Annotated in this window: 15 protein-coding genes and 1 pseudogene; 10 read left to right on the top strand and 6 right to left on the bottom strand. The window is 42.0% G+C overall.

The annotated features are described in order from the left end of the window. Positions 1–331 (top strand): annotated as a pseudogene (locus A5886_RS12575) (type II toxin-antitoxin system PemK/MazF family toxin). 109 nt (positions 332–440) lie between these two features. Here A5886_RS12575 and A5886_RS12570 read toward each other — a convergent pair. After that, a complete protein-coding gene (locus A5886_RS12570) occupies positions 441–974 on the bottom strand; it encodes a 3'-5' exonuclease (protein WP_086275445.1) in 534 nt (177 codons plus the stop codon). A gap of 135 nt (positions 975–1,109) precedes the next feature. Further along, a complete protein-coding gene (locus tag A5886_RS12565; protein ID WP_086275444.1) occupies positions 1,110–1,862 on the bottom strand; it encodes an exodeoxyribonuclease III in 753 nt (250 codons plus the stop codon). Between the two features lie 191 nt (positions 1,863–2,053). Between A5886_RS12565 and A5886_RS12560 the strand changes: the two genes are divergently transcribed. From A5886_RS12560 to A5886_RS12545, 4 genes are all read left to right on the top strand, one after another. Continuing rightward, positions 2,054–2,329, top strand: a complete 276-nt coding sequence (locus A5886_RS12560; protein ID WP_086275443.1) for an AbrB/MazE/SpoVT family DNA-binding domain-containing protein — start codon at positions 2,054–2,056, stop codon at positions 2,327–2,329. Further along, positions 2,323–2,673, top strand: coding sequence for a type II toxin-antitoxin system PemK/MazF family toxin (locus tag A5886_RS12555; RefSeq protein WP_086275442.1), 351 nt, complete (start codon positions 2,323–2,325; stop codon positions 2,671–2,673). The genes A5886_RS12560 and A5886_RS12555 overlap by 7 nt, the downstream gene beginning before the upstream one ends. 125 nt (positions 2,674–2,798) lie before the next feature. Continuing rightward, a complete protein-coding gene (gene murB / locus A5886_RS12550) occupies positions 2,799–3,683 on the top strand; it encodes a UDP-N-acetylmuramate dehydrogenase (RefSeq protein WP_086276057.1) in 885 nt (294 codons plus the stop codon). 133 nt (positions 3,684–3,816) lie between these two features. Further along, a complete protein-coding gene (locus A5886_RS12545) occupies positions 3,817–4,989 on the top strand; it encodes a hypothetical protein (protein ID WP_086275441.1) in 1,173 nt (390 codons plus the stop codon). Between the two features lie 47 nt (positions 4,990–5,036). On the opposite strand, the gene A5886_RS12540 is transcribed toward A5886_RS12545, so the two are convergent. The 4 genes from A5886_RS12540 to A5886_RS12525 are packed head-to-tail and all read right to left on the bottom strand — an operon-like array spanning position 5,037 to position 8,001. Continuing rightward, entirely contained in the window at positions 5,037–5,678 is a 642-nt protein-coding gene (locus tag A5886_RS12540) for an ECF transporter S component (RefSeq protein WP_086275440.1), read from the bottom strand. A gap of 1 nt (position 5,679) precedes the next feature. Beyond that, positions 5,680–6,237: a phosphopantothenoylcysteine decarboxylase gene (coaC, locus tag A5886_RS12535; RefSeq protein WP_086275439.1), complete on the bottom strand. Its 558-nt coding sequence runs from the start codon at positions 6,235–6,237 to the stop codon at positions 5,680–5,682. 13 nt (positions 6,238–6,250) lie between these two features. Next, positions 6,251–7,015, bottom strand: a complete 765-nt coding sequence (coaB, locus tag A5886_RS12530; protein WP_086275438.1) for a phosphopantothenate--cysteine ligase — start codon at positions 7,013–7,015, stop codon at positions 6,251–6,253. After that, the gene (locus A5886_RS12525; RefSeq protein WP_086275437.1) at positions 7,012–8,001 is read right to left on the bottom strand and encodes an acrylyl-CoA reductase family protein; all 990 of its coding nucleotides are present in this window, start codon (positions 7,999–8,001) and stop codon (positions 7,012–7,014) included. The genes coaB and A5886_RS12525 overlap by 4 nt, the downstream gene beginning before the upstream one ends. Positions 8,002–8,347: 346 nt before the next feature. Between A5886_RS12525 and A5886_RS12520 the strand changes: the two genes are divergently transcribed. The 5 genes from A5886_RS12520 to A5886_RS12500 are packed head-to-tail and all read left to right on the top strand — an operon-like array spanning position 8,348 to position 12,727. Continuing rightward, a complete protein-coding gene (locus A5886_RS12520) occupies positions 8,348–8,890 on the top strand; it encodes a helix-turn-helix domain-containing protein (RefSeq protein WP_086275436.1) in 543 nt (180 codons plus the stop codon). A 17-nt stretch (positions 8,891–8,907) separates the two neighbouring features. Next, positions 8,908–9,996 carry an ABC transporter ATP-binding protein gene (locus A5886_RS12515; protein WP_086275435.1) on the top strand — a complete coding sequence of 363 codons (1,089 nt, stop codon included), beginning with the start codon at positions 8,908–8,910 and terminating at the stop codon, positions 9,994–9,996. 12 nt (positions 9,997–10,008) lie between these two features. Beyond that, positions 10,009–10,818 (top strand): ABC transporter permease, encoded by an 810-nt coding sequence (locus tag A5886_RS12510; protein ID WP_086275434.1) that lies wholly within the window; start codon positions 10,009–10,011, stop codon positions 10,816–10,818. Continuing rightward, positions 10,815–11,657, top strand: coding sequence for an ABC transporter permease (locus tag A5886_RS12505; RefSeq protein ID WP_086275433.1), 843 nt, complete (start codon positions 10,815–10,817; stop codon positions 11,655–11,657). Before A5886_RS12510 ends, A5886_RS12505 begins: the two co-directional genes overlap by 4 nt. Beyond that, positions 11,654–12,727, top strand: a complete 1,074-nt coding sequence (locus A5886_RS12500) for an ABC transporter substrate-binding protein (protein ID WP_086275432.1) — start codon at positions 11,654–11,656, stop codon at positions 12,725–12,727. The genes A5886_RS12505 and A5886_RS12500 overlap by 4 nt, the downstream gene beginning before the upstream one ends. Positions 12,728–12,999: the final 272 nt, after the last annotated feature.

Raw genomic sequence — 12,999 nt, 5'->3', positions numbered from 1 at the left:
TTGAATTATCCTAGACAAAGAGATATTGTTTGGATAGACTTCGACTCTTCTAAAGGAAAAGAGATGCGAAAAAGAAGGCCTGCACTAGTAGTCAGTAAGGACTCTTTTAATCCACTGACCGGATTTTGCTTGGTGTGCCCCATTACATCGACAAAAAGAGGTTTTGCTACTTATATCGAAATCAAAGATCCGCAACTAGTGTCAGGTGAGATTGTAACACATCAGATGCGGGCCATGGATTATATAAGTAGGAATGAATATCGAGAAAATCGAAGAATGTGATCTATTGACTTGGATTGAAGTGGTTGAAGTGGTTGGTATGTTTATCTAAAGTAAAATATGAAGCTGGATACCAAAACAGGAACAACTGCAAAACTGCCCAATACGTGCGTTTGCGATTGTTCCTGTTTTAGTAAGCCAATGCACTAGCTGAGTGTACTTTATTTGACTAAGACGAGTTTCTTCAGTGGTTCTATACCAAAGTCGTGTTCTTGCCGCAGCAAAATCTGCGCACAGGCGCGGCTGTCTTCAAGGGCGTCATGGTGATTCAATAGGGGAATCTGCAATTGCTCACAGACGGTATTCAATTTATGGTTGGTAAATTCTGGATACAGTTTACGGCTGGTTCTTACCGTACACAAAGACATGAAGTTGGGTTGAGTCAATCCATAATAATCTAAGCAGCCAGCAAGCACCCCATTATCAAAGCCAGCATTATGAGCCACCACTAGACTATTCAAATGATAGTATTGTTGGATTTTCTGCCAGACTTCTGGAAATTTTGGTGCATCCTGGACATCCTCTGGATGAATCCCGTGGATTTGAATATTTTTCCAAAAAAAGTCTGTTTCTGGTTGGATCAATGTATAATATTCCCCAACGATCTTGCTGTCTCTGACCATGACCAATGCCAAAGAACAAGCACTATGCTTTTGATAATTCGCCGTTTCGAAGTCCATTGCGATAAAATTCATTGTGTTCACCTCATCTAATAGTGTAGCATAATTCTTTTTATAAGAACGAATCATAGCTGTAATTTTAGGTAAATTTTAGCAATGAGCATTGAGTTGAATGCAAATCAAAAAAGCAGCTGCAGCTGCTTTTTTTGATCAAGACAATTGTAATTCCACGGGACAGTGATCACTGCCCAAAATATCAGTATGGATCTTGGCATCAACTAAGCGACCTTGCAGATCATCGGAAACCACGAAGTAATCGATGCGCCAACCGGCATTGTTTTTGCGGGCATTGAAGCGATAGCTCCACCAAGAATAGACGCCTTCAAGTTCGGGATAAAAGTAGCGGAAGGTATCTGTATAACCAGCTGCCAAAAGAGTCGAAAACTTTTCCCGTTCTTCTGGTGTAAAACCGGCATTTTTTTGATTTGTTTTCCAGTTTTTGATGTCGATATTTTGATGGGCGACATTTAAATCACCACAGAGAATGACTGGTTTTTGTTGTTTCAACTCAGCCAAGTAAGCCCGAAATGCATCTTCCCAAGTCATACGATAATCCAAACGGCGCAATTCATTCTGGGCATTTGGGGTATAACAAGTAATCAAATAAAATTCAGGATACTCCAACGTAATGACACGACCTTCGGTATCATGTTCTTCGATCCCTATTCCGTAATGGGCCGATAGTGCTGGTTCTTTTGCAAAAATCGCTGTGCCAGAATAGCCTTTCTTTTCGGCATAGTTCCAATATTGATGATAGCCTGGCAAATCCAATTCAATCTGACCTTCTTGCAGTTTGGTTTCTTGTAAACAAAAGAAATCAGCATCAAATGCTGCGAATGCTTCATAAAAATTTTTTTTGACAATAGCACGTAATCCATTGACGTTCCAAGAAATAAATTTCATTATTGGCCTCCTTATATTTCACTACGTCTTCCATTTTACCTAATAAAGACAGAAGTGCAAAGCAAGTGATTAAAATGGGGAGGATTGCGTTTGGAAGCAGGATCATTTGTGTGTTGAATGGAAATAAAATAAGGTTTCCTTACTTTTCCTTACTTTTGTGGTACAATCAATTTGAAAAGGGGGCTGTTAGCATGACGAGCAAAGCACAAGTTTCAGCAAAAATGACTTCGAAAAATCAAATAACAATTCCAAAAAGTGTGCGACAAAAGCTAGGATTAAAAGAGAATCAGAGAGTGATTTTTGAATTCACCCCAGAAGGCGAAATCAAGGTAACAGGGGAAAAAGCCGCACCTTCTTTTGAAGATTTTTGGGAACAAGAATTAGCAATTGTAGAAGAAACCGGCAAATTTGATAGTGGTGAGATATTTTTTGGAGAAGATCTAGGTGAGGAGAATATTGAATGGTAAGACAAGGAGATATTCTTTTTATTGATTTGAATCCGACTAAAGGAAACGAAATGGCGAAAAAAAGACCTTGTGTGGTGGTTAGTAATGATTATTACAACAAAAGTTTCAATACTGTTTTAGTGATGCCAATCAGTAGCTCAAAAAAATATTTAGAAGAAAAATTTGTTCGATCAAATGCATTCCAAACAGTGACTGAAACACAAAAAAGTAAAGTTCAAGGGACGATTCTTTGTCAGCATATTCGTAGTGTCGATCTTTTGCATCGCAGCAATTTAGAAGTAGTTGATACAGTCACTGCAGAAATGAAAGAAAGGTTATCCGAAATAACAAAATACTTTTTTTGAAGCTTATGGATCATTCGATCAATGTGCTTTTCTTACGTTTACTAAAGGTAGCAACTTTGATGCGAACATGCTAAAATAAAGCAGAAAGTGAAAGCGAAAGGAACTTTTTTGTGAATAAAGAACGAATGATTGCGCAATTTCCTGAAATTGCTTTATTAAAAGATGAACCTTTGATGAACTATACGTATACCAAGACTGGGGGACCTGCGGATGTTTTGGCTTTCCCCAAGAGAGCAGCGGAGGTCAAACAACTTGTCGATTACTGTCGAGCATCAGATATCCCTTGGCTTGTATTGGGCAATGCCAGTAATTTGATTGTACGTGATGGCGGTATTCGCGGACTTGTGATTATGTTGGCAGAAATGAATGAGATTGCAGTGGATGGGACTACGATCACTGTCGCAGCTGGTGCCAAGTTGATCGATACGACCTATGTGGCGCTGCATGAATCGTTGACTGGGTTTGAATTTGCATGCGGGATTCCCGGCAGTGTCGGTGGTGCCGTCTTTATGAATGCCGGTGCCTATGAAGGGGAGATCCAAGATGTTTTTGCTTCTTGCGATGTATTGTTGGCAGATGGACAAATCGTGACCTACAAAAAAGAGGAAATGGACTTTGCCTACCGTCATAGCGCATTACAAGATCAACATGCGGTGATCCTCAGTGCACGTTTTGAGTTAGCTGAAGGACCGCAAGAACATATCAAAAAACGGATGGATGAATTAACGGCATTGCGCCAAGACAAACAACCATTGGAATATCCCTCTTGCGGCAGTGTCTTCAAGCGGCCAAAAGGCCACTTTACAGGTCAATTGATTCAAGAAGCTGGTTTACAGGGCATGACTTGGGGTGGTGCGCAAATTTCTGAAAAGCATGCTGGTTTTATTGTCAATGTCGATCATGCCACAGCAACAGACTATGTTGAATTGATTGCCCATATCCAACAGGTAATCAAAGAAACATTTGATGTGACCTTAGAAACGGAAGTCAGAATCATCGGTGAAAATTAATCCATAGAGAAGATGACAAAGAAGGCGGACAGTATCATGCTGTTTGCTTTCTTTGTTATGCACTGCCCTAAGTGCTATCGATTGTAAGGCTTATTGGAGTTCGGTACAATGATGAAGAAGGGAAGTGAGTAGAATGAAAAAGTGGCGTAGCGTACTTTTATTTGTTGGATTGATTTTTGTATTAGGGGCTTGTACCAAATTGCCGCAAGAACAATTTTCAGAAGCTTTGACAGCCAAACAGGCGTTTCATGCAGGAGATTTTTCGATGACGATCGATTCATTTGAGATGGGGGAAGGTCAAACCTCTGATGAGGAAGCCAATATCTACGCATCAATGATCATGTCACAAATCGTTGGGACCAAAGTATCCGGAACATTTGTCCAAGACCAAGAAACCGAAGCTGTATCGTTAGACATGACCATTGGTTTTGCTGGACAAGATCTTCCAGTTTCACTGATCATGGACACACAATCAAATACGGCATATGTATCTGCAGATATTTATGAAACCCTCATGGGCTATGTACTGGCGTACGGGGACAATAGCTACCAAACGACCCCAGGGGCGACAGATCTTGAAGGGAAATTTATTCGTTTAGACGACACTGATTTGGCGGATTATCTAGAAGAGGATACAACTGAGACAAGTGAAGCAGAAGATGCAACTATTTTCCCGATGCTGGGCACGCTAAACAGTGATACGTTTGCAGACTACCTCAACACGTTGGATAGAGATTCATTTGAAAAAGATGGCGATGAGATCAGCCATACCTTCACTAAAGCGGAATTGACGGATTATCTAGCTTATGCCAAAGAGCAAGACCCGGATGCAGATTTAGATGGGCTGCAATCAATGTTGGATTCTGTGTCAGAGATCACGATTGCAACCACCGTCAATGCCACGACCAATAAACAAACTATGGTGGTTGATTTGGTACAAGATGATGCTGCGCAAGTGGCGTTAGGTATGACGTTTACATTTACTGGTAAGGAAAGTGATCAGTCTGTCACCATTCCTGCAGCAGAAGATGTGATTGATGCAGAAGAATTGTTTTCGACCTATGATAGTTGGGAGGACAGCGATGACGATAGCTACGATGATGCAGAGACATCGTCATCAGAAGATTGGACGTCATTTATGCTGACGGATGATGAGTTTGCTGCATTACTTGATGAAGTCATGAGCATGTCAGGTCAATGGAGTCAGGAAGACATTGATTTTTACCTCAGTTTTTATCAAGACTATCTGACTGAAGCGCAATATCAACAACTGGTTGAAGCGTTGCAAGTGAGTCAGACACTATAACAAAAAGGCGACTTATTATCCTTTCGATGATAATAAGTCGTCTTTTTTTATATACGATTTTTGTTGCGATTGGCGACAAGTCTTAGCAGAACACTGGCAACAGCCATCGTCGCGATCCCTGCCACCATGGCTTCTGGGATCCCTTGTGTGAAGATCACACCCAAGATTGCTGCATAAATGGCACTGCCAGCTTCACCGATGACATTGGCATATTCTTGATGGAACAAGAAATAAATCAGGTTCATGACGAGGATCGTGTTGGTTAAGCCGCCCGCAACCCCAGCCAGTAGCAATGACAATCCTTGTTTGTTTTTCCACATTTTTTGACAACCTTTAAAGACAAAATAAGGCACAACACCAATCAAAATACGAGGGATCAATGCCACAATGATGGCTTTCCAACTGCCTTGATCGCTGCCATATAAAGGCACAAATGGAGAAAAGACAAAGGACAATGGAGAGATGATCAGTGTCGAACGGATCATACTGATTATGCCAAAGGCCCCGCCCAAGAAAGCACCGATCCTAGGCCCCAGAATAATCGAGGCAATGATGACTGGAATATGCATGGTGGTCGCATTGATGGGCCCCAGTGGAATGAAACCCAGAAAGGGAACTGATGCAAGTAAGATCAAGATTCCTAAAAAGAAAGCGGTCAAGACTAAATCAAAAGTGGATCGTTTTTTCATATTAGACACTCCGTGTTTCCAAAGCTGCGACAGCTTTTTCTAGAATCGTTTCAGTCGCTGCAAGGGCCCCTTTGCCAAAATCACCGCAAGCCAGCAACGCTTCTCGCGGATCGATTTCTTCAAAGCCGACTTCTTGCAAAATAGCTAGATTGCGTTGCACGATTGGATTTTGATACATCACAGTGTTCATAGCCGGTGCAATCAAGCGCGGTACGGATATAGGCAATGCCAAAGCCACAGTCGAAATCAAATCATCCGCCAAACCATGGGCTAATTTGCCAATAAGGTTGGCACTAGCAGGTGCCAATAAGAAAAGGTCCGCTTGCTTGGCCAACTCGATATGATTGATTCGATCGGGTTGTTTTTCTTGCATGACATCCACGTGGATCGCGCGTTTTGACAATGATTGCAACGTTAACGGGGTAATGAATTGGGTGCTGTTTTTTGTCATCAACACATCGACTGCATAGCCTTTTTTGGTTAATTCATTGGTAAGGTCCGCGGCTTTATAGGCAGAAATACTACCGCTGATACCAAGTAGTACGTGTTTTTGTTTCATTGTTGTTTCTCCTTTACTTAGAGGGCTGAATATGTTGCAAATCCTGCTGCAACGTTGTGACGATCAAGGCAGCCAGTTCAGCTTTGGTTTTCCCTTGGCCAACTTCACCTGATTGATTCAAAAGATAGCCAATATGTTGGGTACCGTCGATTTGCTGCAAGTCGTTGGCCAACACATAATCAGCCTGGCTTTTGCGCAAACTAGATTGGGCAACTTCAAATAACGTTTCTTTGCTGACATCCGTCAATAATTTGAAACCTACCAGCAACGTCCCAGGTTGTAATTGTTTAATGATTTGAATCACTTTGGGCGTTTTTTCTAAAACCACAAATAAATGATCTGTATCTGAAGAAATTTTTCCAGCTTCAGGATCATGCGTTGCCAGCACTTGTTCAATCAACGCCGGCGACACTTGATGACCAAAATCCGGTAATGCTTGGTTCAACGCGTGAAAAAAAGCACTTTCAGAAAAACTGGCCGCTGGTGTGAAATCACTGACGGCCATACTGTGGATGACCGCATCGAATGTTTTGGTTAATAAGAGCCGATGCAACGTATGAGCCAGATCATCCGTTCCTTCAATGATATGCCGCGTGATTCGGGCATTGTCTTCTGGTTGTTTGGCTGTTTTCGTTGTCACATAATCGATATGACAAGTGGGGTCTGCCAGCCAGGCGTGGGCCAATGCCTGACCCAAAGCCCCGGTCGAGTGATTAGTGATTGCTCGGACATCATCGATTCGTTCAGATGTGCCGCCTGCAGTAATCAAAATATTCATGCCTTTGCAGCCACCTCCACAATGGTTCGCCCTTGGTGGGTACCAGCTATCAAAGCGGCCAATGTCGTTGGCAACTGATCCAAGGTAATCGATTGCGTATGCAATTGGTCGGTGACTGACCAATCGCCAGCCAATTTATCCCACAAAGCTGTTCGCACCTCGTGAGAAACATTGACAGAATCGATACCCACCACACGAATCCCTCGTAATATAAAGGGCAGTACAGTTGTTTCCATTTTGATTCCACCGGCATTGCCGCAAAGGAACGCACCGCCACCATAGGTAATCTGCGGCAGTAAGGCACTGATCAAATCCCCACCAACCGTATCGATGACTGCCGAAAATTGCTGTTTGGCTAAAGGTTTGATTTTTTCAGGAACGACTTCATCAGGTGTCATGATGGTTTCTGCACCTAAATCAATCAACCATTGGGCATCCTTTTTGCGAGAAAGCGCAATAATATTTTGGTAGCCTAATTTCTTCAATAAAGCGATACTGACACTGCCTACACCACCACTGGCACCCGTCACCAAAATAGCCGCTGATTTTTCGAGGTGCAGGTCTTCTAAAGCTTGCACAGCCAAGGCTGCTGTAAAACCGGCAGTACCATAGATCATACTGTCTTTCGCCGATAAGGCCGCTGGTCGTTTGATTAGCCATTCGGCAGGAACACGTTGATAGTGGCTATAACCGCCAGGATGAGACACGCCTAAGCCATAGCCTGTCAACAACACTTGATCTCCCGGGACAAAAGCTGCTGATTGACTTTCCACCACTTCGCCAGCTAAATCGATCCCCGGCGTCATTGGGTAGCTGCGAATCACACCGCCGTTTTCTTTTGCTGCTAAGGCATCTTTGTAATTGACATCAGAATAGGCAACCCGAATCAAGACATCTCCTTCAGGTAAATCATTGAGCGTGGTAGTGGTGATTGCTGCCGTAAATGCAGGTTCATTGGTTACGCGAAAAACGGAAAAACTGGTCATAACTGACCCTCCTTTGGTTGTTTGTACCCATGATACCACAAGCGCCAACATTTTTGATTCTTGAAGTGGAGAAAAGCGCTGATTTGGACACAGATATTGATAGGAGAAACAGATATTTGTTCAAATCACCGATTCTTCGATACACTAATAAGAGGAGTTTCAGCCATTATCCGAAAATAAACGTATTTGATTCAGTGAAAGACTGAAAGAAAAAACAGTGATTTTTAAGAAAAAATACTTGTTTTTTTTATAATTATTTGTATACTGAAAAAGGTGAAATTAAACATGAAGTTTACTTATAGCAAACTTTTGTCTAAATCATCCATGTTCAGGAGGGATTTGACCTATGGAAATCGGCGAGAAGCTGCGCAATCTGCGCGTACAAAAAAATCTGACCCAAGAAGAGTTGGGGGAGCGGACGGATTTGACGAAGGGATATATCTCGCAATTGGAACGGGATTTAAGTTCGCCTTCAATGGAAACTTTTTTCACGATTTTAGAGGTGCTAGGCGTTACGCCGGAAGAATTTTTCCGAGAAGATCATGCCCATCACCAAATCGTTTATCGTGAAGAGGACAGTACACGCTACTTGGATGAAGAAAACGGCTATGAACTCAAATGGTTGATTCCTGATTCGAATGAGAAAGAAATGGAACCTATTTTGTTGACGTTCGAAAAAGATGGTGAATATAAGACCTTTGAACCGTCACTGGCTGAAACCTTTATCTATGTCCTAGATGGTACGATTTCATTGACTTTAGGGGAGACAACGTACAAAGCGCGTAAAGGACAATCTGTTTATTATCAGGCCTCAGAGCCGCATCAATTAAAAAATATTGGACGTCAAAAAAGCCGTGTGCTGGTTGTCGTCACAGATTCTTATTTATAAGTACAGGGGGAAGAAGTGTGGGAAAAACAATTATTTCATTCAATAATGTCGTCAAACGATTTGATGATGATGAGACCGTATTGAAACGTGTGAGTTTTGATATCGAAGAAGGGCGTTTCTATACGCTGCTTGGCCCTTCAGGCTGTGGGAAAACGACTATTTTGCGGATTATCGCAGGGTTTTCTGAAGCAACGGAAGGCGATGTTTATTTTGATGGGCAGAGAATCAATGATGTACCGGCCAATCAACGTCAAGTCAACACAGTCTTCCAAGATTATGCCTTGTTTCCGCATATGAATGTCTTCGAAAATGTGGCTTTTGGGCTGCGGATCAAAAAGTTGCCAAAAGATGAAATCAAACAAAAAGTATTAGATGCTTTGCGATTGGTACAATTGCCTGGATACGAAAACCGGGAAATCAGTGAAATGTCTGGCGGACAACGACAACGGGTAGCGATCGCGCGGGCGATTGTCAATGAACCGAAAGTGTTGTTGCTGGATGAACCATTGTCTGCCTTGGACTTGAAGTTGCGGACGGATATGCAATATGAATTACGAGAGTTGCAACAACGATTAGGCATCACCTTTATCTTTGTGACTCATGACCAAGAAGAAGCCTTGGCAATGAGTGATGAAATTTTCGTCATGAACAAAGGGAAAATCGTGCAAAGTGGTACCCCTGTGGATATTTATGATGAGCCAATCAATCATTTTGTTGCTGACTTTGTGGGTGAGAGCAATATCGTCAACGGCACGATGATCGAAGACAATGTGGTGGAATTTGTTGGGAAACGGTTTGAGTGTGTGGACAGTGGGATGCGTCCGAATGAAGCGGTTGAGATCGTGATCCGACCAGAAGACTTGAGCTTAACAACACTGGACAAAGGAAAGCTAGTGGTTGAAGTTGATACCCAATTATTCCGTGGTGTCCATTATGAAATCATTTGCTACGATGAACAAGGCAATGAATGGATGGTCCATTCGACACGTAAAGCCGTTGAAGGCAGCAAAATCGGTTTGTCCTTTGAACCAGAAGATATTCATGTCATGCGGTTCAATGAGTCTGAAGAAGATTTTGATGCTCGTTTAGAGAGCTATGAAGATTAGGAGGGAAGCACATTGACGAAAATGCGTCGTTTCTACGCGATACCCTATATCTTTTGGTTATTGCTGTTTGTTATCGCACCAGTATTGTTGATCGTTTATCAATCCTTTTTTGATATGAATGGCAACTTTTCACTGGTCAATTATCAAAGTTACCTAGGATCAGGTAAATATCTGATCATGACCTTGAATTCGGTCTGGTATGCCTTTTTGATCACGGTCATCACATTGGTGATCAGTTATCCAACCGCGTACTTTTTGACCAAGTTGCGGCACAAAGACTTATGGCTGTTATTGATTATTTTACCGACCTGGGTCAATTTGCTGCTCAAGGCCTATGCTTTTATTGGCATTTTTGGCATCCACGGCAGCGTCAACAGCTTTTTGGAAATCATGGGTGTTGGGCCAAAACAAATTTTGTTTACCGATTTCAGTTTCTTAACAGTAGCCGTTTATATCGAATTGCCCTTTATGATCATGCCGATATTTAACGCGTTGGAAGAACTGAATCCTTCTTTGATCAGTGCCAGTCGTGACTTAGGGGCAAATAGTGTGGAAACATTCCGCCGAGTGATTTTACCCTTGTCATTAAATGGGGTCAAAAGCGGTGTGCAAGCGGTCTTCATCCCGTCACTTTCCCTATTCATGCTGACCCGTCTGATTGGTGGCAATCGTGTGATCACACTTGGAACAGCGATTGAGCAGCATTTTCTTGTCACACAAAATTGGGGCATGGGCTCCACCATCGGTGTGATCTTGATCATTGCGATGTTTATCGTGATGTTGCTGACAGGAGAGAAAAAGAATGGGGGACAACGTAAATGAAATCATTTCGCTGGTCGAATCTTTATCTGATCTTGGTCTTTATCTTATTGTATGTCCCAATTTTTTACTTGATATTCTATTCATTCAATGCGGGGGGAACGATGAATGCTTTTACGGGTTTCACCTTTGAGCATTATCAATCCGTCTTTCAAGATACCCGCTTGATGATCATTGTATTGAATACATTCATGTTGGCTTTCTTATCTGCATTGTTGGCTACCGCCATTGGTACCTTTGGCGCAATGGGCATCTATTATACAAAAAAACGGCGGACCCGTACTGCTTTGTTGAGTTTGAATAACATCTTGCTGGTATCACCAGATGTTATCATCGGTGCTAGTTTCTTGATTTTCTTCACCATGGTGGGTAGTTTGTTCCGCGGCTTTAGTTTGGGTTTCTTTAGCGTCTTGCTTTCCCACGTTGCCTTTAGTATTCCAATCGTGGTATTGATGGTCTTGCCGAAGCTGCAAGAGATGAATGATTCCATGATCGATGCCGCCCGTGATCTAGGCGCGAATAATCTGCAAGTCATCAAAAATATCATTTTGCCATTCTTAACGCCGGGCATCATTGCCGGATATTTTATGGCATTCACTTATTCATTAGATGATTTTGCGGTGACCTTCTTCGTAACTGGGAACGGCTTTAGTACACTATCCGTTGAAATCTATTCCCGTGCGCGCCAAGGAATTAGTTTGGAAATCAATGCATTGAGTACATTGGTCTTCTTATTCTCTATGATCCTTGTGGTTGGCTATTACTTTATCAGTAAGGAAAATGTCTCGAAAAAATTGCGGAAAAACCGCCGGAATCAAGTGGAGGTGGCAAATCTGCGATGAAACGACTACAATCTCTGCTTATCGGCATTGTTGCGATCGTCCTTATTTTGCTCTTCGGTGTCCGTGAACTAGAACATTCCTCGGGTATGGCGGGTGCCAAAGTATTGAATATCTACAACTGGGGCGATTACATCGATCCGGAGCTATTAACCAAATTTGAAGAAGAAACAGGCTACAAAGTCAATTACGAAACGTTTGATTCCAATGAAGCAATGTTTACAAAGATCCAACAAGGCGGTACGTCTTATGATATCGCCATCCCAAGTGAATACATGATCCAAAAGATGATGGAAGAAAACTTGCTGAAACCGTTGGATCACAACAAAATCAATGGGTTAGACAACATTGATGCGCGTTTCTTGGATCTGAGTTTTGATCCTGGCAATCAATATTCGATCCCTTATTTCTGGGGAACATTGGGTATTGTGTATAATGACAAGTTCTTTGACGAAGGAGAAATCACCGAATGGGATGACCTCTGGAAGCCAGAACTAAAAGACAGCATCATGTTGATCGACGGTGCTCGTGAAGTGATTGGCTTGGGCTTAGATAGCTTAGGGTATTCATTGAATAGCAAAAATGAAGATGAGTTGCAAGAAGCCTTCAATAAATTACGCACCATGACGCCAAACATCAAAGCAATCGTTGCTGATGAAATCAAAATGTATATGGCCAATGAAGAAGCATCCGTCGCTGTGACTTTCTCAGGTGAAGCAGCCGATATGATGTATGAGAACGAGCATATCCATTATGTGATTCCTTCTGAAGGATCGAATCTTTGGTTTGATAACATGGTCATTCCCAAAACATCACAAAATGAAGAAGGCGCCTATGCATTCTTGAATTTCATGTTGGAGCCTGAGAATGCTGCGCAAAATGCGGAGTACATTGGTTATTCGACACCGAATGAAGCGGCTATGGCCTTACTGCCTGATGACATTACGGAAGATGAGCAGTTTTATCCGTCTGATGAATTGATGCAGCATTTGGAGGTCTATGAGAATCTAGGTTCTGAGTATTTGGGGATTTATAATGATTTGTTTCTGGAGTTGAAGATGTATAGGAAATAAGAGAGGACGAAAGTGATTGGTTGGAACCAATTCTTTCGTCCTTTTTTATTTGTTCTTCTGTAAATTATACGTGAAGTATAGTACGGTATTTTAGGAGGATGATTTATATGGTGAGTGTTAAACCGGTATCGGATTTGCGGAAATATACTCAAATTTTGAAAGAAGTAACAAATGATCATCTAGCCTTTTAAACGAAAAAACGATTAAAGAAAATGAACTTGTTGCATTACATGGACTTTATATGAAATTGACTGGGTAGGGCATGATTCTAC

The organism is Candidatus Enterococcus testudinis, assembly GCF_002140915.1.
Lineage (GTDB): Bacteria > Bacillota > Bacilli > Lactobacillales > Enterococcaceae > Enterococcus_D > Enterococcus_D testudinis.
This window is presented reverse-complemented; position numbering and strand designations above follow the sequence as displayed.